20 protein-coding genes and 1 other annotated feature are annotated in these 20638 nt (G+C 38.2%); all 20 genes read right to left on the reverse strand.

What is annotated here, in order from left to right; translation table 11 throughout:
- Nucleotides 1-59: 59 nt before the first annotated feature.
- The 20 genes from pyrE to pgeF all read right to left on the reverse strand — a co-directional run bounded on the left by pyrE (nt 60) and on the right by pgeF (nt 20622).
- Entirely contained in the window at nt 60-692 is a 633-nt protein-coding gene (pyrE, locus tag FOT98_RS02530) for an orotate phosphoribosyltransferase (RefSeq protein ID WP_063260442.1), read from the reverse strand.
- Nucleotides 689-1405, reverse strand: a complete 717-nt coding sequence (gene pyrF / locus FOT98_RS02535) for an orotidine-5'-phosphate decarboxylase (RefSeq protein WP_000083496.1) — start codon at nt 1403-1405, stop codon at nt 689-691. Before pyrF ends, pyrE begins: the two co-directional genes overlap by 4 nt.
- Complete coding sequence (gene pyrD / locus FOT98_RS02540) at nt 1390-2319, reverse strand: dihydroorotate oxidase B catalytic subunit (RefSeq protein ID WP_063260443.1); 930 nt, start codon at nt 2317-2319, stop codon at nt 1390-1392. Before pyrD ends, pyrF begins: the two co-directional genes overlap by 16 nt.
- A complete protein-coding gene (pyrK, locus tag FOT98_RS02545) occupies nt 2316-3095 on the reverse strand; it encodes a dihydroorotate oxidase B electron transfer subunit (RefSeq protein WP_063260444.1) in 780 nt (259 codons plus the stop codon). Before pyrK ends, pyrD begins: the two co-directional genes overlap by 4 nt.
- Nucleotides 3092-6310, reverse strand: coding sequence for a carbamoyl-phosphate synthase large subunit (gene carB, locus FOT98_RS02550; RefSeq protein ID WP_061678234.1), 3219 nt, complete (start codon nt 6308-6310; stop codon nt 3092-3094). Before carB ends, pyrK begins: the two co-directional genes overlap by 4 nt.
- Nucleotides 6295-7392, reverse strand: a complete 1098-nt coding sequence (locus FOT98_RS02555; RefSeq protein WP_000828668.1) for a carbamoyl phosphate synthase small subunit — start codon at nt 7390-7392, stop codon at nt 6295-6297. The genes carB and FOT98_RS02555 overlap by 16 nt, the downstream gene beginning before the upstream one ends.
- Nucleotides 7389-8675, reverse strand: a complete 1287-nt coding sequence (gene pyrC, locus FOT98_RS02560) for a dihydroorotase (RefSeq protein ID WP_063260445.1) — start codon at nt 8673-8675, stop codon at nt 7389-7391. Before pyrC ends, FOT98_RS02555 begins: the two co-directional genes overlap by 4 nt.
- Nucleotides 8659-9573, reverse strand: a complete 915-nt coding sequence (gene pyrB, locus FOT98_RS02565) for an aspartate carbamoyltransferase (protein WP_000018864.1) — start codon at nt 9571-9573, stop codon at nt 8659-8661. The genes pyrC and pyrB overlap by 17 nt, the downstream gene beginning before the upstream one ends.
- A gap of 148 nt (nt 9574-9721) precedes the next feature.
- Nucleotides 9722-11005: a uracil permease gene (uraA, locus tag FOT98_RS02570; RefSeq protein WP_063260446.1), complete on the reverse strand. Its 1284-nt coding sequence runs from the start codon at nt 11003-11005 to the stop codon at nt 9722-9724.
- Nucleotides 11006-11151: 146 nt separating this feature from the next.
- Nucleotides 11152-11694 (reverse strand): bifunctional pyrimidine operon transcriptional regulator/uracil phosphoribosyltransferase, encoded by a 543-nt coding sequence (gene pyrR / locus FOT98_RS02575; protein WP_001156490.1) that lies wholly within the window; start codon nt 11692-11694, stop codon nt 11152-11154.
- 204 nt (nt 11695-11898) lie between these two features.
- A complete protein-coding gene (locus tag FOT98_RS02580) occupies nt 11899-12807 on the reverse strand; it encodes an RluA family pseudouridine synthase (protein ID WP_061678237.1) in 909 nt (302 codons plus the stop codon).
- Nucleotides 12808-12811: 4 nt separating this feature from the next.
- Nucleotides 12812-13270 (reverse strand): lipoprotein signal peptidase LspA, encoded by a 459-nt coding sequence (gene lspA / locus FOT98_RS02585; protein WP_000642179.1) that lies wholly within the window; start codon nt 13268-13270, stop codon nt 12812-12814.
- Between the two features lie 124 nt (nt 13271-13394).
- Complete coding sequence (locus FOT98_RS02590; protein ID WP_001004659.1) at nt 13395-13724, reverse strand: TraR/DksA C4-type zinc finger protein; 330 nt, start codon at nt 13722-13724, stop codon at nt 13395-13397.
- 157 nt (nt 13725-13881) lie between these two features.
- Nucleotides 13882-16647: an isoleucine--tRNA ligase gene (gene ileS2 / locus FOT98_RS02595; protein WP_063260447.1), complete on the reverse strand. Its 2766-nt coding sequence runs from the start codon at nt 16645-16647 to the stop codon at nt 13882-13884.
- Between the two features lie 71 nt (nt 16648-16718).
- Nucleotides 16719-16942, reverse strand: a binding site (T-box leader).
- 51 nt (nt 16943-16993) lie between these two features.
- Nucleotides 16994-17500: a septum site-determining protein DivIVA gene (gene divIVA / locus FOT98_RS02600; protein ID WP_001131611.1), complete on the reverse strand. Its 507-nt coding sequence runs from the start codon at nt 17498-17500 to the stop codon at nt 16994-16996.
- Between the two features lie 89 nt (nt 17501-17589).
- A complete protein-coding gene (locus FOT98_RS02605) occupies nt 17590-18357 on the reverse strand; it encodes a YlmH family RNA-binding protein (RefSeq protein WP_063260448.1) in 768 nt (255 codons plus the stop codon).
- A gap of 15 nt (nt 18358-18372) precedes the next feature.
- Nucleotides 18373-18636 carry a YggT family protein gene (locus tag FOT98_RS02610; protein WP_061678240.1) on the reverse strand — a complete coding sequence of 88 codons (264 nt, stop codon included), beginning with the start codon at nt 18634-18636 and terminating at the stop codon, nt 18373-18375.
- 6 nt (nt 18637-18642) lie between these two features.
- The gene (locus FOT98_RS02615; protein ID WP_000119136.1) at nt 18643-19113 is read right to left on the reverse strand and encodes a cell division protein SepF; all 471 of its coding nucleotides are present in this window, start codon (nt 19111-19113) and stop codon (nt 18643-18645) included.
- A gap of 19 nt (nt 19114-19132) precedes the next feature.
- Nucleotides 19133-19807 (reverse strand): YggS family pyridoxal phosphate-dependent enzyme, encoded by a 675-nt coding sequence (locus FOT98_RS02620; RefSeq protein WP_063260449.1) that lies wholly within the window; start codon nt 19805-19807, stop codon nt 19133-19135.
- Nucleotides 19804-20622, reverse strand: a complete 819-nt coding sequence (gene pgeF / locus FOT98_RS02625; RefSeq protein ID WP_063260450.1) for a peptidoglycan editing factor PgeF — start codon at nt 20620-20622, stop codon at nt 19804-19806. The genes FOT98_RS02620 and pgeF overlap by 4 nt, the downstream gene beginning before the upstream one ends.
- Nucleotides 20623-20638 lie beyond the last annotated feature (16 nt).

Raw genomic sequence — 20638 nt, forward strand, 5'->3', positions numbered from 1 at the left:
ATTTTTAAAAAAAAAAAAAAAAACACGACCGCGTTCCCCCGCAGTCGTTTTTTTTCGTGTTACGCTGTGATCCAAGCTTCGTTAGCTGGATTTTTACGCCACTCTTGTAATTTTTTCGTTTCAGCTTGTCCGATCATACCTTTTTCTGCTGCTACTTCAGTTAATGCGCTGTAGTCGCTTAAAGAATATGATGCTACGTTAGCTGATTCTAGTTTTTCTTTTCCTGCTTCTAGCTCGTATGTGAAGATTGATACGATTCCTAATACTTCACAGCCAGCTTCGCGAAGTGCTTCTACACATGTAATTGCACTACCGCCAGTTGAAATTAGGTCCTCTACTACTACTACTTTTTGACCTTTTTCAGCTTTTCCTTCGATTTGGTTCCCTTTACCGTGACCTTTTGCTTTACTACGTACGTAGCACATTGGTAAATCCATACGATCACTTACCCATGCAGCGTGCGCAATACCAGCAGTTGCTGTTCCTGCAATAACTTCTACAGTTGGGAAGTGCTCTTTAATTAACTCTTCTAATCCAGCTGCAATTGCTTGACGTACTTTTGGATAAGATAAAGTTAAACGGTTATCACAATAAATTGGTGATTTCATACCTGAAGACCAAGTGAATGGATCATTCGGTTGTAAAAATACTGCTCCAATTTCTAATAAATGCGATGCGATTTCTTTTTTCATACTGTTACACCTTCCCACTGTTGTTTTACTGTTTTATACGCTTCAAGCGGATTTTCTGCTTTTGTAATACTACGTCCAACTACGATGTAGCTTGAGCCAAGTTCCCTCGCACGTTTCGGTGTTGCTACGCGCACCTGGTCATTTACATCATCGCTTGCAAGACGAATCCCCGGTGTTACTGTTACAAATTCATTTCCGCATACTTCACGTAATTTTGGAACTTCAAGTGTTGAACAAACAACGCCATCAAGTCCACTTTCTTTCGTTAGTTTTGCATAATGAGCAACCGCTTCTTCTAACGTTTTCTCAATGCCGATCTCTTTTTTCATCATAGCTTCCGAAGTGCTTGTTAGTTGTGTAACTGCAATACAAATCGGTCTCTCTTTTCCTTCTTGCTTACCTTCCTCTAATCCCTCAATCGCAGCTTTCATCATACTGCTTCCCCCAGCAGCATGAACATTTACCATATCAACATCTAGACTAGCTAGGCTACGCATAGCGCTTTTTACTGTATTCGGAATATCATGAAGTTTTAAATCTAGAAAGATCTTATGTCCTTTTTCTTTTAAGTACGTAATAATCGCAGGACCTTCTTTATAAAATAACTCCATACCAACTTTGACAAATAACTCTTCCCCTTCAAAGTGGCGCAAGAATTGTTCTACATCTTGTTTCCCTGGAAAATCTAGTGCAACGATTAACGACTGTGACATGTTTGCTTCCAGCTCCTTCCTTGACATTCCGAAATGTGATCAAATCCTAATTCATCTAATAGTGTTGGTAACTCTTCAATAATTGTTGGACATACGAACGGATCGATAAAGTTCGCTGTACCTACTGCAACTGCGCTTGCGCCAGCGTAGAAGAATTCAATTACATCTTCCGCTGTTTCAATACCACCCATTCCGATAATTGGAATGTTAACCGCTTGGCTTACTTCATGTACCATACGAATCGCTACTGGCTTAATCGCAGGACCTGATAATCCGCCTGTACGGTTTGCTAAAATTGGTTTAGCTGTTTTTAAATCTAGACGCATACCAAGCAATGTATTAATCATCGTTAAACCGTCTGCACCTGCATTTTCAATCGCTTTTGCAATTTCCACAATGTTTGCCACGTTCGGTGACAACTTCACGTATACAGGTACTTCAGAAACCTCTTTTACTCGCTTCGTTAAATCAGCAGCAATTTCAGGATTTGTACCAAAGGCGATACCACCTGTTTTTACGTTCGGACAAGAAATATTTAATTCTAGTGCGTGGACATTAGGCGCTTTAGAAATTTCCTTTGCAACCGCTACGTAATCCTCAGCTTGTGAGCCTGCAACGTTCGCAATGATTGGAAGATCAAATTGTTCTAACCATGGTAATTCAGAATTCATTACTTTTTCTAACCCTGGGTTTTGAAGTCCGATTGCATTTAACATGCCGCCCGGTGTTTCAGCAACACGAGGCGTCGGATTTCCATAACGTGGTTGTTCTGTCGTCGCTTTGATCATGATTGATCCTAGTACACTTAAATCGTAAAACTGTGCATATTCACGACCAAATCCAAAGCATCCAGATGCCGGTATAATTGGATTTTTTAATGATAATCCCGGTAATTCAACTTGCAATCTGTTCATAGTACAACCTCCCCGATTGGAAATACTGGTCCGTCGCTACACACCTTCTTGTAAGAATGTCCACTTGGATCTTCTTGTAAGTGGCATACACATGCGAAACAAGCTCCAATACCACAGCCCATACGTTCTTCTAAAGAAATATAAGCTTTTTTCTCTTTGTAACGTCCTTCTAATGCACGAAGCATCGCTAACGGACCACATGAATAAAGAATATCAAAGTCAATTCCGTAATTATCAATTACATCTGTGACAAATCCTTTTGTGCCGTGTGTACCGTCTACTGTCGCAACGTACGTATCACCAAGTTCTGCAAATTTCTCTTCATAGAAAACGACATCTTTCGTTTGAAAACCTAAGATGTGAATTACGCGTACACCTTTTGCAACAAGGCGCTGTGATAATTCATAAAGTGGTGGTACGCCAATCCCCCCGCCGACTAGTAAAGCTGTTTGACCAGCTTCTGCTTCTTCTACAGGAAAACCGTGTCCTAGTGGTCCTAGTACGTCTACCATTTCACCTTTTTTTCTAGTTGCTAATGTTTTTGTCCCTTGTCCTTCTGCACGATATAGCATTGTAAATTCGTTCTTCTCTTGATCTATATTACAAATACTAATCGGGCGGCGCAGAAGGGGCGCAATGCCCTCTGCTACCTTAATGTGTACAAACTGCCCTGGTTCGTTCATTTGCTGTACTAACGTTCCTTGAAGCACTAATTCGTAAATGTTTTTTGCGATTTCTTTTTGATTAACGACGATCATATTTTGCTTTTGCATCATGCATGTACCACCTCGTGACGCTTTGTTTGCGTAATTTCTTTCATTGAATGAGCTGAGAATGTCATAGATTCTAGTACTCGTAAGATTGCTCTCGTTGTATCAAGTGATGTTAAGCAAGCCACACCATTTTCTACTGATTCACGGCGAATGCGGAAACCATCACGCGCTGGTTGTTTGCCTTTTGTTAATGTATTGATTACAAACTGCGCTTTTCCTTGACGGATAATGTCTAGTAAGTTGTAGTCTTCAGAATCAATTTTGTTTACAACTTGTACTGGAATGTTTTGCTCTGCTAACGATTGTGCTGTTCCAGCTGTTGCTAATAAGTTATAGCCGATTTCATGGAAACGTTTTGCAATTTCCATCGCCTCTTCTTTATCTTTATCCGCTACAGTAATGATTACTGATCCGTGCGTTGGAATGTTAATTCCAGAAGCAACTAACCCTTTGTATAATGCTTTTTCAAGTGTTAAGTCTTTCCCCATTACTTCCCCTGTTGACTTCATTTCAGGTCCTAATGTTGTATCAACTGAACGTAGTTTCGCAAATGAGAATACCGGTGCTTTTACATACACTTCTTTCTCTTCTGGGTGATAACCAGTTCCGTATCCTTGTTCTACAAGATTTTGACCTAAAATAACTTTCGTTGCAACATTCGCCATCGGTACACCTGTAATTTTACTTAAGAATGGTACTGTACGGCTCGCACGTGGGTTTACTTCAATTACATACACTTGATCTTCAAATACTACAAACTGGATATTTAGTAATCCAACAATATTTAAACCTTTTCCAAGTGCAATTGTATGTTCAATAATTTGTTCTTTCAGTTTTGCAGATAAGCTTTGCGGTGGATATACTCCGATTGAGTCACCAGAGTGAACTCCAGCGCGTTCAATATGTTCCATAATACCTGGAATGAATACATTCTCACCGTCTGAAATTGCATCTACTTCAATTTCTTTACCAACCATGTAACGATCGATTAATACTGGGTGATCAGCGTGAACTTTAACCGCATTTTTCATGTAGTGTAGCAGTTCTTCTTGACGATATACGATTTCCATCGCACGTCCACCTAGTACGTAAGATGGTCTTACTAATACTGGGTAACCAATTTTGTCAGCGATTGCTACTGCTTGCTCTACAGTCGTTGCTGTTTTACCAACTGGTTGCGGGATACCAAGCTGTGTTAGAGCTGCTTCAAACTTATCACGATCTTCTGCACGGTCTAAATCTTCAAGTGATGTTCCTAAGATTTTCACACCGTGAGCTTCTAATTTAGCCGCTAAGTTAATCGCCGTTTGTCCACCGAATTGGACGATAACACCTTCTGGCTTTTCTAAATCGATAATGTGCATTACATCTTCGATTGTTAATGGTTCAAAGTATAATTTGTCAGAAATACTGAAGTCTGTTGAAACTGTTTCTGGGTTGTTATTAACAATGATTGCCTCATATCCAGCTTCTTTAATTGCCCATACTGAGTGAACTGTTGCATAGTCAAACTCAACACCTTGACCGATACGGATTGGACCAGACCCTAGTACGACAACACTCTTACGATCTGTTCTAACCGATTCATTCTCGTCACCATATGTGCTGTAGTAGTATGGTGTTGCAGATTCAAACTCTGCCGCACAAGTATCTACCATTTTATAAATAGGAGTTATATTGCTTTCTTTACGCATATCGTAAATTTCACGCTCTGTTTTGTTCCAAGCTGCTGCAATGTAGTGATCACTGAAGCCCATTTCTTTCGCAGATTGTAGTACTTCCATATTTCCTACATTTGCTTTTACTTCGCGTTCCATATTTACGATGTTTTCAACTTTTTGTAAGAAGAAGAAGTCCATTTCACACCAATCGTTGATTTCTTCTTTCGTTACACCTTGACGAATTGCTTCTGCTACAATAAACAGTCGCTCATCATCAGCTTTTATAATGCGTTTTTTCATTGTCTCTTTATCAAGCTCTTTTAAATGCGCTAACTCTAAGTGATAAACGCCAAGTTCTAAAGAACGGATCGCTTTTAATAATGATTGCTCTAGGTTACGTCCGATTGACATAACTTCACCAGTTGCTTTCATCTGCGTTCCAAGCGTTCTATTTGCTGATTCAAACTTATCAAATGGCCAGCGCGGAATTTTTGAAACAACATAGTCTAATGCTGGTTCGAAACAAGCGTATGTTTTTTGTGTTACTGGATTTATAATTTCATCTAATGTTAAACCGACTGCAATTTTTGCCGCTAGCTTCGCAATTGGATATCCAGTTGCTTTAGATGCTAGTGCAGATGAACGACTTACACGTGGGTTTACTTCGATTACATAGTATTGGAAGCTATGTGGATCAAGTGCAAGCTGAACGTTACATCCACCTTCAATTCCTAATGCACGAATAATTCGTAATGAAGTGTTTCGTAACATTTGATATTCACGGTCACTTAATGTTTGGCTCGGTGCCACAACGATAGAATCACCTGTGTGAACTCCAACTGGATCGATATTTTCCATGTTACATACTACAATCGCGTTATCATTTGAATCACGCATTACTTCATATTCAATTTCCTTACAACCAGCAATACTCTTTTCTAATAAACATTGTGTTACTGGACTATGTTTTAATCCACCTGATACGATTTCAATTAGTTCTTCTTCATTACTACAGATTCCGCCACCTGTTCCCCCCATTGTAAATGCTGGGCGAACAATAACTGGATATCCAATTTCTTTTACAAATTCATGTGCTTCTTCTAGCGTATGGATAATGGTACTAGATGGAATTGGTTCATTTAATTCCTGCATTAATGTACGGAATAAATCACGATCCTCCGCCTGCTCAATTGCTGATAATTTTGTTCCTAAAATTTCAACTCCGCACTCTTCAAGTATGCCTGATTTCGCAAGTTCAACAGCCATATTCAGGCCTGTTTGACCACCTAATGTTGGTAAGATTGCATCTGGACGTTCTTTACGAATGATTCGGCTTACGAATTCTAATGTTAAAGGCTCAATGTATACTTTATCCGCTGTTGCAGTATCTGTCATAATTGTTGCTGGGTTAGAGTTAACAAGGATTACTTTGTAACCTTCTTCTCTAAGAGATTGACAAGCTTGTGTACCAGAGTAGTCAAACTCTGCTGCTTGCCCAATTACAATTGGTCCTGATCCGATTACTAAAATTGTGTTAATGTCTAGGCGTTTTGGCATAACTCTTCCCCTTCTTTCTTGAAGTTTTCAATCATTGCTAAGAAATCTTCGAATAAATCATTTGCATCTTCTGGTCCTGCTGAAGCTTCTGGATGGTATTGTACTGTAAATGCTGGGAACTTCGTATGACGAAGACCTTCTACTGTTCCATCATTTAAAGCGACATGTGTAATTTCAAGTTCTGTATTTTTAACTGATTCTTCTTCTACTGCGTAACCATGGTTTTGAGATGTAATTGCTACTTTTCCAGTTGCAAGATGTTTTACTGGATGATTTAAACCACGGTGACCGAATTTTAACTTACTTGTATTCGCACCAGATGCTAGAGCGAACAATTGATGTCCTAGACAAATTCCGAATAAAGGAACTTTACCGATAATGTCTTTTAACATTTCAATTGCTTCTGGTACATCTTTTGGATCCCCAGGTCCGTTACTTAACATAATTCCATCTGGGCTAAGGCGTAAAATCTCTTCTGCTGTTGTATTGTAAGGTACTACAATTACATCACAATCACGTTTATTTAATTCTCTTAAAATACCATGTTTCATTCCGAAGTCTACAAGTACAACTCGGTGTCCACGGCCTGGGCTTGGGTATGGATCTTTCGTTGATACGCGTTTCACGTGATCTGTAAATACTGTCGCTTTTAATTGGCTCACGATGTATTCTACATCTGCATCCATGTTACATAGACGCCCACGTAATGTACCGTATTGACGAATTTTTCTCGTTAATTTTCTCGTATCAATCCCTGCTAAGCCTGGGATGTTTCTTTCTTTTAAGTAATCATTTAACGAAATTTCATTACGGAAGTTTGATGGGTGATCACAAATTTCGTTTACGATTAAACCATTTACAGATGGATGAATCGATTCAAAATCGTCACGGTTGATGCCGTAGTTTCCGATTAATGGGTACGTGAATGTTACGATTTGACCGCAATATGATGGATCAGATAATGTTTCTTGATATCCAGTCATTCCTGTTGTAAATACAACCTCACCTGACTTTTCGATTTCTCCTCCGAAACCTTTTCCAATTAATACTGTTCCATCTTCTAAGATAAGTTGTCTTTTCATACTAATGCACTCTCCTTTTGCCATGCGATCTTACCACCAACGATTGTCATTACCGGCCATCCTTGGCATTTCCAACCTGCGAATGGTGTATTTTTTCCTTTTGATAAGAATGTTGTTGGGTCAATCTCTTCTTCTTGTTCTAAATCAATGATTGTAATATCAGCTGTTCTGCCTTCTTTCAGGCGACCTGCTTCTAAGCCGAATGTATCAGCTGGCTTTTCTGTTAAGAATTGAATTAACTGTTCTAATGTAATAATTTCTTTTTTCACAAGGTTTGTGTATAAAAGTGGGAATGCTGTTTCAAAACCAGTAATTCCGAATGGTGCTCTTTCAATTCCTTGTGCTTTCTCTTCCGCTGTATGCGGTGCATGATCAGTTGCGATCATATCGATTGTTCCATCTAGTAGACCTTCAATTAATGCTGCGTGATCTTCTTTTCCACGAAGCGGTGGGTTCATTTTAAAGTTAGGATCAGCTGATGGGATATCATCTTCACATAACACTAGATGGTGAGGTGTTACTTCTGCTGTTACTTTAATTCCAGCGCGTTTCGCATCACGGATTACACGTACAGATCCTTTCGTACTTACGTGACATACGTGATAGTGACAATCTGCCGCTTCAGCAAGCAGTATATCCCTTGCAATATGTACAGATTCACATACTGATGGGATACCGTTTAATCCGTGTTTCTCAGAAAACTTCCCTTCATGTACACAACCTTTATTAATAAGAGTATTCTCTTCACAGTGCGCAACCACTGCCATATTTAATTTCGCTGCACGCTTCATAGCAGCTAACATCATGCTAGCATCTTGTACGCCTACACCGTCATCAGTGAAAGCAAATGCTCCAAGTTCTTTTAACGTCTCGAAATCTGTCATTTCAGAACCCGCTTGGCGTACTGTAATTGCTCCGTATGGTAGTACGTTGACATGCGCTTTTTCTTTAATACGATTTTGCAAGTCTTCCATATGTTCTCTGCAATCTGGTACTGGGCGTGTATTTGGCATTGCACAAATTGTAGTGAATCCACCTTTTGCCGCTGCTAGTGTACCTGTTTCAATTGTTTCTTTATGTTCACCACCTGGTTCACGAAGATGTACGTGTACATCTACTAATCCAGGTGCGATTAACTTTCCGTTCACTTCGATTACTTCAGCATTATCTGCCGTAATATTTTCTGCTACCTTAGCGATTTTACCGTCTTGTACGAGAAGATCTGTTGCTACGATTTTTCCTTCTTCATTCATATAACGACCATTTTTAAACAAGTAATTCATGTTTCATTCCTCCTAATACATTTGGTAAGGCGCGTTTTAGTACAGCCATTCTTACGTAAACTCCATTTTCCATTTGTTTAAATATGCGTGAACGCTCACACTCAACAAGTTCACTTGCAATTTCAACATCACGGTTTACAGGAGCTGGATGCATAATAATGCTTCCTTCTTTCATACGCTTTTCTCTTTCCACTGTTAATCCGTGTTTCTCATGATACTCTTTCATAATGTCTGTTTCATAATGATCATGACGCTCATGTTGTACACGAAGTAACATCATTACATCCACTTCTGGAACAAGTTCATCTAATGGTTTGTATGTTCCAAATGTGCTGTCTTCATCTTTCCACTCTTCTGGACTTGCAAAGTAAATTGTTGCACCCAGTTTCGTTAATGCTTCTGCATTAGAACGTGCTACTCGGCTATGACGAACATCTCCTACTATCGCAATCTTTAATCCTTCAAATCTTCCAAACTCTTGTTTAATTGTAAGAAGATCGAGTAGGCACTGCGTTGGGTGGTTTCCACATCCATCTCCAGCGTTTAAGATTGGGATATTTACCTGATCTTTCAGTTCATCGAAGTAGCGATCTTGCTCATGGCGGACGATTACCGCTTTTGTTCCGATTGATTCTAGTGTTCTTATCGTATCGTATAAAGTTTCTCCTTTTTGTACGCTAGATGCATCAGCTGAAAAGTTTAAAACTTCAAGTCCTAATCTCTTCTCAGCAACTTCAAAGCTAAATCTCGTTCTCGTACTATTCTCAAAGAACAAGTTCGCAACAAAAGTTTGCTCTGTCGTTTTGCTCTCTTTTCCATTCGCGAAATCTTCTGCGTCTTTTAGGATTTCTGAAATTTCTACTTCCGATAATTCACTCATCGTTAACAAATGGCTCATCGTCATCCCTCATCTTTCTGATTTTTATGTTACCACTTTTGTATATTTATAACAACCTTTGTATAAAAATACCCTAGTCATGTGAGACTAGGGTGCAAGAAAGAAGCCACCCTTTCCGGTCTCACAGGACTGAATTAAAAGGTTATTATTATGAAGCAATCTGCTTAGATTGTGTTATTTGTTTCGTTTCTGGTAGTAGTAGATTTAACAGTACACCTACAATTGCTGCTAGTGCCATTCCTTCTACTTGGAACGATTCTCCTACGTGAAGTACCGCTCCACCAATACCGATTACTAGTATTACTGATGCAATCATTAAGTTTCGTTTGTCACTTAGGTCTGTTTTATCATCTACCATCATGCGTAATCCGCTTGATGCGATTACACCGAATAGTAAGATTGATACACCACCCATAACCGGTGTTGGGATCGAATGAATCAGTGCAGAAATCTTACCGATAAACCCGAACATGATTGCGAACACTGCTGAACCGATGAATAAGTATACACTGTATGCTCTCGTAATTGCTAGCACACCGATGTTTTCACCATACGTTGTATTCGGTGGTCCACCGATAAGTGATGCGATTAATGTTGCTACTCCATCACCGAAGATTGAACGGTGTAAACCTGGTTTTTCAATTAAATCTCTTTTAATAACATTTCCAAGTACAATTTGATGTCCGATATGCTCTGAAATTGTTACTAGTGCAACTGGTACCATCAAGAGTACAATCTTCCACGAAAATTCCGGAGTATATGTTACAAATGGTACTGTGAAATCTGGTACAACAAACCATTTTGCCTCAGCTATCGGCTTTAAGTTTACTAGCCCTTGGAAGTAAGCGAAGATATATCCGCCGATAATGCCCAGTAACACTGGTATGATACTGAAAAACCCTCTTCCGAATATAGAGCAGATAATTGTAATTGCTAATGTTACTAACGCTACTGAAAAGTGTGTAAAGCTATATTTGCCATCCGCACCGTTCATCGCCATGTTAACTGCTGTATGTGCTAAAGCTAGACCGATTACCATTACTACTGGACCAACTACGATTGGCGGAAGTAATTTCATAATCCACTGTGATCCTGACTTCTTAATTCCGAGTGAAATTAAGATATACACAAGTCCCGCTAACAAACCACCGAGCATTGCTGCTCCAGGTCCACCTGCTGTTTTCGCTGTTATTATCGGTGCGATAAAGGCGAATGATGATCCTAGATAGGCAGGTACTTGACCTTTCGTTATAAGAAGAAACGCTAGCGTTCCTAATCCACTTGATATTAATGCTACTGACGGATTCAATCCTGTTAAAAACGGAACCAGCACTGTTGATCCAAACATCGCGAACAAATGTTGTATACTTAAAAATAACCATTTTCCCGGTTTCGGTACTTCATTAACGTCTAACACTGGCTTTTGTTCCATTGTTACATCCTCCTTCAGTTTAATTCTTTGCAATAAAAAAACTCTTTGTGCCTGTGCACAAAGAGTCCTACACTTTCGTATGCCAAATTTGACATATGAAAGCCAAGACCCTTTGGCAGCCTCACAGGACTACATTTAAAAGGGCTTTACTTATCGTATATGCTTACTCGATCTTGTTGATCTGTCTCTTGCAAATCAACTTCGATACGCTCTTCACTTGATGTTGGAATATTCTTCCCTACATAATCAGCGCGAATTGGTAGTTCACGATGACCTCTATCAACAAGAACCGCCAGTTGGATTTGTGATGGTCTACCTAAATCCATAAGAGCATCCATTGCTGCTCGAACTGTTCTTCCTGTATATAATACATCATCTACAAGGATAACTTTTTTCTTCGTAATATCTACAGGGATATCAGAACCTTTTACAAGTGGTTCTTCATTTTTTGATTGTAGTGTTAGATCATCACGATATAACGTAATATCTAGCTCTCCAACTTCCATTTCTTTTCCTTCAATTTGACCAATTCGTTCTGCCAAACGTTGTGCAATAAAAATTCCACGAGTTTTAATTCCGACAAGAACACAATTATCGACACCTTTATTTCGTTCCACGATTTCATGACTAATTCGTGTTAAAGCGCGGCGAATCATTTGGTCATCTAAAACGACTGCTTTCTCTTGCATGCTCTACACCTCCAAGCTTTTTTTCTTGCGTGAGAGTAATGGTATAAAAAAAGTCCTCTCAGCGTGTGCGAGAGGACTTTTGAAAAAAGGGTACAGCATACCCTATGTATTTCAAACCGTTACCTTCTCAACCTCACGGGGCTGTGTTAAAGGATCATTATTTAACTGTTGTCAGTATCTCAGTTTTCTTATGATTTGTCAATACTATTTTCGTAAAATATTTAATGCATCTTCAAACACTTCTGGAATCGGTGCCTCAAACTGAATATACTCACCCGTACGAGGATGATCGAATCCTAAAATACCTGCGTGAAGCGCTTGTCCATTCATGTCTAATGTTTTCTTCGGACCATACTTTGGATCTCCAGCAAGTGGATAACCAATATATTTCATATGAACACGAATTTGGTGCGTACGTCCCGTTTCTAAGCGACATTCTACAAGTGTAAAGTCTTTAAAACGTTCTAACACTTGGAAGTGCGTAACAGCATTCTTACCATTTTCATCAACTGTCATGCTTTGACGCTCTTTCTTATCGCGACCAATTGGTGCATCGATAGTTCCTTTATCATGCGGAATAACACCGTGTACGATCGCTTTGTAACGTCTTGTTACTGTTTTTGCTACAAGTTGATTTACAAGTGATTCATGCGCCACATCATTTTTAGCAACCATTAATAGGCCTGATGTATCTTTATCAATACGATGCACGATACCTGGACGCATTACACCGTTAATGCCTGATAAGTCTGTACAGTGGTGCATAAGACCGTTCACAAGCGTACCACTTGTATGACCTGGTGCTGGATGTACAACCATACCACGCGGCTTATTAACAACGAGTACATCTGCATCTTCATAATAAATTTCTAAGTTCATATCTTCTGCTTGAATATCTAACTCTTCTGGATCAGGAATCGTTACTGTAATTTCATCGTTTTCTCTAACTTTATAATTCACTTTTACCGACTTTCCATTAACTGTAACAACATCATCTTTAATCCATTGTTGTACTTGTGAACGTGACCATTCACTGTTTATTTCTGCAACGAATTTATCAATTCGCTCGCTTTTTTGTTCTTCTGCAACTGTTACTTGTACTACTTCACTCATTCAATTACTCCTTCGTTTTCTTGCCTTCTAATAATGTTTGAATAATAATTAATACAACACCAATACATAATGCTGAATCAGCTATATTAAATACTGGATAGTTGTACGAGAAAATATACACGTGAATGAAATCCACTACTTCTTGTCTAAATACACGATCAATGAAATTACCAATTGCTCCGCCTAATATTAGACCTAATGAAATTCCTAGAAGTTTGTCTGTTTTCGCATATTTTTTCATATAAATTACGATAAATGCTACAAAAACGACTGTAATAATGTAGAAGAACCACATTTTGTTTTCTAAAATCCCCCAGGCAGCTCCTCTATTTCGATGTGATGTTATGTATAATACATTATCGATAATCGGAATGCTCGTACCCAATTCCATGTTCTTTACAATTAGCCATTTCGATATTTGATCGATGGCAATGACAAATAACGCTATTACATAATATATCATTTTCATTTCCCCCACAAAGACAGTGTACCTCAAAATTTTAGCATAGCTGCAACCTTTTCACAATGAACCTTTATAGAAGAATAAAATAAATTAAAAAAAGGTAATATAATATCGTTGTGCGCATTCATACATTTACTTTTTCATAGAAAAATTCATGAATGGTACGGGCAGTCGGCATCGTCTTCATTTGTTTTACCGAGATTACTCTCCCTGTCTCTTCACAAATACCATACATATCTATTTCCATTTTAAATAATGCACGTTCTACATCTTTTAAGTCCTCTTTTATATCATGTAATAGGAGTTTTTTCTTTATCTCTTCCTTAATTTCATATCCAAGCTCTTCGCTAAACTCTGTATCATATTTGTGCATGACCTCTTTAGCTAGCCTCTCTTGTAACTCTTTTCGCATCAATTGCAATTCTTCTTTGATTTCCATATACATTTCATTCACGTGTACATTCCTCCCAGCTGCAATGTACGATTAGTGTGTCCGAAATTTCTATGCTTACCTCACACACATTTTTCCTTCATAGGAAAGAGAGTGAAAGTTATTTCAATATATCGTCAATAAAAAAACTGACTGCACTTAGGCACAGTCAGTTTTTTTATTATTTTACATAGTTTTCTTTAACAACTGTTGCACAACGCTCACATAATGTTTCATGTTCAGCATCTTTACCAATTGTTTCTGAAACTACCCAACAACGTTCACATGTTTCACCAGTTGCTTGAGCAACAACAACCGCTGTATGCTCATACTTCGGCGCATCTGCTGGCGCTTCTTCCATCATGCCACCAAGTTTATACTCAGAGACGATGAATAATTGCTTTAAGTCTTCACTAATAGACTCTAACATAGCTTTCATTTCTGCAGTTGGATATAGTGTAATGCTTGCATTTAATGACTTACCGATTACTTTTTCATTACGAGCTACTTCTAACGCTTTTAATACGTCATCACGTAATGTCATAAATGCATCCCATTTTGTTTTTAATTCTTCCGCACCATCTAATTGTACAGCTTCTGGCATATCAGTTAATTGTACACTTTCTTCTGTTACACCTGGAACGTATGGCCATACTTCATCAGCCGTATGCGGTAAGATTGGTGTTACAAGTTTCGTCAACGCAACAAGAACATCATATAATACAGTTTGAATTGCACGACGATCTTCATGGTTTGCACCTTCAATGTATAAAATGTCTTTTGCAAAGTCTAAGTAGAATGAACTTAAATCAATTGTACAGAAGTTATGAATTGCATGATATACAGCCGCGAAGTCGTATGTTTCATATGCTTCTTTTACTTTTGTAATTAAGTCATTTAATTTCACTAACATGTAACGATCTACTTCACGAAGTTCAGCTACAGCTACTGTATTTTCACTTGGCTTAAAGTCATCTAAGTTTCCTAATAAGAAACGGAATGTGTTACGGATTTTACGATACACTTCTGCTACTTGTTTTAAAATATCATCTGAAATACGTACATCAGATTGATAGTCAACTGAAGATACCCATAAGCGTAAAATGTCTCCGCCTAGTTGATCCATAATTTTCTTCGGTACGACGATATTTCCAATCGACTTACTCATTTTACGTCCTTCACCATCTAATACGAAACCATGGCTTAGTACGCCTTTATATGGAGCTTTACCTGTTACAGCAACTGCTGTTGATAATGAAGAGTTAAACCAACCACGGTACTGGTCAGATCCTTCTAAATATAAATCAGCTGGACGTTGTAAGTCATCGCGCTCTTCTAATACCGCTTGGTGAGAAGAACCTGAATCGAACCATACATCCATGATGTCTGTTTCTTTACGGAATTCACCATTCGGGCTACCTGTATGTGTAAATCCTTCTGGTAATAGATCTTTCGCTTCACGCTCGAACCATACGTTAGAACCGTGCTCACGGAATAAATCTGCTACATGGTTAATTGTTTCATCTGTAATAATTGGATCGCCATTCTCTGCATAGAATACAGGGATTGGTACACCCCATGCACGCTGACGAGAAATACACCAGTCACCACGGTCACGAACCATATTATGAAGACGAGTTTCTCCCCATGCTGGTACCCATTTTGTTTCCGCAACTGCTTCTAATAATTCTTTACGGAACGCTTCAATAGATGCAAACCACTGTGCTGTCGCACGGAAAATAATTGGTTTTTTCGTTCTCCAATCATGTGGGTATGAATGCGTAATGAATGTTAATTTCAGTAACGCGCCTACTTCTTCTAATTTCTCTGTAATTGGCTTGTTAGCTTTATCATAGAATAAGCCTTCAAATCCAGGTGCTTCATTTGTTAATACACCTTTATCATCAACTGGACAAAGTACTTCTAATCCATACTTTTTACCAACAACAAAGTCATCTTCCCCGTGTCCTGGTGCTGTATGAACACAACCTGTACCTGCATCTGTTGTTACGTGATCTCCTAGCATAACTAATGAATCACGATCGTAGAATGGATGTTTTGCAACTGTATACTCAAGTTCGCTACCTTTTACCGTTTTCACAACTTCAGTATTTTCCCACTCTAACGTTTTTGCAACTGTCTCAAATAGTTCAGAAGCAATAATATATTTTTCATCATTTACTTTTACAATAGCGTATTCAAGTTCTGGGTGAACAGAAATACCTAAGTTTGCAGGTAACGTCCAAGGTGTTGTTGTCCAGATAATGAATTTCTCATCACCTTCTAATACGTTCTTCCCGTCTTTTACAGGGAATGCTACGTAAATAGATGCTGATTTTTTATCTTGGTATTCAATTTCAGCTTCTGCTAAAGCTGATTCACTCGTTGGAGACCAGTAAACTGGTTTTTGCCCTTTATAGATATAACCTTTTTTCGCCATATCACCAAACACTTTAATTTGTTGCGCTTCATAAGCTGGCTCTAAAGTAATGTATGGGTTATCCCAATCAGCACGTACACCTAAACGCTTAAATTGTTCACGTTGACGTTCTACTTGCTCATATGCATACTCTGCACATAACTTACGGAACTCAGCAACTGTCATTTCTTTACGCTTTACACCTTTATTTGTTAAAGCTTGCTCAATTGGTAAACCGTGTGTATCCCAACCTGGTACGTATGGTGCACAGTAACCAGTCATTGATTTATAACGAACAATAAAGTCTTTTAACACTTTATTTAACGCATGTCCCATATGAATGTCACCATTCGCATATGGAGGTCCATCATGCAATACAAATAAAGGACGACCTTTCGTATGTTCTTGTACCTTTTCATAAATATTCATTTCAGCCCACTGTTCTTGCATTGCAGGCTCACGTTTTGGTAAATTCCCACGCATTGGGAACTCTGTTTTTGGCATTAGTAATGTATTTTTGTACTCCATGCTCAATTCCTCCTTACATGTATAAAAGAAACACTTAAAAAACGGAATAAAAAAGAGACCTTCTCATCCCAAAAAGGGACGAGAAAGTCTCCCGCGGTACCACCCTAGTAGATCCTATACATATGTATACAATCCTCTTTATATTCTTAACGCGAATATACGCCTACGCTTACTCTATTTGTTCAGCGCGGAACTCCAGGGTGATATTCCCATTATCTCCTTATCCTGAGCTTACACCATCCTCAGTTCGCTATATAAGGTATGAAAAGGTACTTATCCCTATCTTCGTTTTTCTTAATAAATATGTTGTTTAAAATTATATGTAATAATGAGAAAAACGTCAAGCTTACACTGTTTCTTCTTTTTTCAACAGTTCATCTACTTCGTCTTCTAGCTCAATTAGTTTATCCCAATCATCGTTGTTTAACATTTCAAGCTGTGTTTCTAGTAACATACGGAAACGAGTGCGGAATACTTTCGCTTGTTTCTTTAGCTCTTCAATATCAAAAGCAACTTTTCTTGATTTTACTAACGCTTCGTTAATAATACGGTCTGCATTCTTTTCAGCTTCACGTACGATTAATTTTGCTTCTTTTTGCGCATTACGTTTTACTTCTTCCGCTGCTTCTTGTGCAACAACGATCGATTTGTTTAACGTATCTTCAATATTAGAGAAATGATCTAACTTTCCTTCTAATTGCGCAACTTTTTCTTCTAAAGCTTTTTTCTCACGAATGACTAATTCATAATCTTTGATAATTTGATCAAGAAACTCATTTACTTGATCTTCATCATAGCCACGGAATCCGCGACCAAATTCTTTGTTATGAATATCTAATGGTGTTAACGGCACAACGCCACCTCCAAGTAATTATCTAAATTTCCTCTTTCAATTATATCTTTTCTTCGACAAAATAGGAGGATTTCCTTCTAAAAAACCAATCATTTTAGTATACCATACAAAATTCTCCATTTGTCGCGCTTTGTTCTACCTTCTACAGAAAACAATTTACTTCGCCCATATCCTCTCACTGAAAAAACATCTCCTGGATAACATTCATAAGAAGTTTGCTCCACTGTTTTCCAGTTCACTTTTACTAAACCATTTTTTATGAAAGGTTGTACTTTTTGTCTGGATATATGTAACATTTCAGCTAACATAACATCTAAACGAAGTGAAGAAACCGTTCCAGATTTCTCTCCCCATGTTTCTTGCATCTGTAGAATTTTTTCTCCTTGCACTGGCGATAAGGAAACTTTCGTTTTCCCTATAGATTGTAAGTTCATCTCAATATAAGATACAACTTCTTTTGCGACTACAATTTGGGCACGATCTTCTTGAAGCAAAATATCACCACACTTTTCTCTCGTTAAACCGAGAGACATAAATGTACCTAATATTTGCCTATGTTCTAGCGTATAAAACTTGGAAGGATAGTCAATTTCCAATACTTCTACTTGAAATTCTTCTTCATTTACTACTAGATAGTCCGGATAAATGAGTGCTCTTTTGCGCTCCGCATGAGGCGTTGCACCATCAAACTGTACAGAAACATCCCCTTGTCCTATCACCATAGTGACAATTTGTTGTTGTCTTGGATCAAGGAAGTCTGTTAACTTCACTTGATGGTACTCCGCTACTCGCTTCCACTCTAACACCTTATCCACAAAGACCTCTTCATCGGGTCTGAAATGTTCATAGATGCTCATGTATTTAACCTCTTACTATAAGAAATAGCCGAATATACTTACTAAACCCTTCGTAGCAAGCTTTAATGTAAAAATCGCAACGAGTGGAGAGATATCAATCATACCAAGCGGCGGGATAAATCTGCGAAATGGTTCTAAATACGGTTCACAAATACGCGCAAGAACATCTCCAAAAGTTGATTCCTTTGCACCTGGGAACCATGATAGGAGAATGTAAATAATAAGTGCCCACGAGTAAATCTCGATAGCATAAACTAAAAGCCTTAAAACTGTTTCCATGGCGTATTACCACCTCTTTATATTTGTGTCTTCTTCTTCACCGAATAACTCTGAAATTGCACCAACAATATCTACATTTTCAGGGGTACACATAAATGTTTTCGGTCCTATTTTTTGAATGTCCCCGCCTATAGCGTATACAGTACCACTTAAAAAGTCAACGATACGTACAGCTTGATCAGTAGACATTCGTTGTAAATTAATTACAACAGCTCGTCTACCTTTTAAATGGTCCGCAATCCCTTGCGCCTCTGAATATGTGCGTGGTTCTAATAAAACAACTTTTGAAGATTGCTTTGCCGTTTCAATGCTCACAACATTTTGTTTCGGTTGCGCTTTTGGAAACGTAACATCTTGTTGTTCTGGCGGATCTTGCTGCTTCTTCATGTCTGTTTGCTCCTTTTCATAACTATATTGAGCTGCTTCTTTTTCTTCCGGTGTATCAAAAAAGAAGTATTTTACTTTTGACCAACTCATAATAAGTTTCTCCTTCCTTTTACGCTTTTCCTACTAAAATCGTCCCCAAACGAATATATGTAGCACCTTCTTCAATTGCAATCGTGTAATCATTGGACATTCCCATTGATAACTCTCTGCATGGCGCATGTAATAATTCTAGCTCCTGCACCTCTGTTTGTAGCTTACGTAACTCCTTAAAACAGCGTCTGATTTCTTCCTCTTCTTCTGTAAACGGAGCCATTGTCATTAGTCCAACCACTTCAATCTTATCCAGTTCTTGCAAACTTTGAATAAAAGAAATAGTTTCTTCTATTGCCAATCCTTGCTTTGATTCTTCAGATGATGTTTTCACTTGAATAAAACATTTCACTTTCTTATCAGCACGTTTTTGAATTTCTTTTGCAAGTGAAAGGCGATCTAACGAATGTAAATAATCAATTTCATTAATGATTTCTTTTACTTTTCTCGTTTGTAATGATCCAATAAAATGCCAATTCACTTTTGAACCGAAATGTTCGTACTTCTGTAAGAAACCTTCATTTCTATTTTCACCTAAATCAATAATTCCAGCTTCAATTACTTCGTTTGTCTTTTCAATTCCTACCGTTTTTGTAACTGCAACGAGTTTAATATCTTGCAACGAACGTCCTGCTCGTGCGCAAGATTGTTTAATTGCTTCGTTTACAGTTGTTAAATTTTTTTGTACTGTCACTTGCTTTCTTCCTCCTTAAAACCTATGAAACTCAACATTCTCCCTGTCTTACCTTGATCACGGCGATGAGAGAAAAATAGTTGCTCTTCACAGCTTGTACAAAGAGATGACATTACAATATTCTCTTCTTTTATGCCTGCTTGTACACATAATATACGATTAATTTCTTTTAAATTAATTGCGTACTGCCCATCAGAAATTTTTTTATAAGGGACAGAACCGTTTACTACTTGCTCTGCTGCTGTTAACACTCTATCATCAACAACGTAACAACAAGATCCAATTGCTGGTCCAATTGCAACATGAATTTCATCACTTGAAATCCCTTCTGCATTCCATTTTTGAATCATTTCCTTTGCAATCTCTTTTACAGTCCCTTTCCATCCAGCATGCGCAAGTCCTATCATACCATGTGATGGCGCATAAAAATAGAGTGGAACACAATCCGCGTAACATGATGTTAAAAGAACATCATTATCAGTCGTATAAATGCCATCTGTTTTTGAAATACCGTCTTCATATGAATAGACGCCACTTCCTTTTTCCTGTTGTCCTACTTTTTCAACATGATGATCATGAACTTGTTCAGAGCAAATCCAGTTTTCTAATGGTTTTTGTAACTTATTTGCTAAAATACGTCTGTTTTCATGAACGTTCTCCACGATATCATTCACATGTAATCCTAAATTCATCGCATGAAAGGAGCCCGTACTTATCCCATCATCTTTTGTCGTAAATCCAGCAGTAATGTTTCCAAGTTCTTTCCACGCTTGTAAATACAGTATACCGTCCACATATTTAAATGGTTCTCTCATAACAAAGCGACCCCTT

This window comes from Bacillus sp. HY001, from assembly GCF_007558965.1.
In the GTDB taxonomy this organism is placed as follows: Bacteria; Bacillota; Bacilli; order Bacillales; family Bacillaceae_G; genus Bacillus_A; species Bacillus_A mobilis.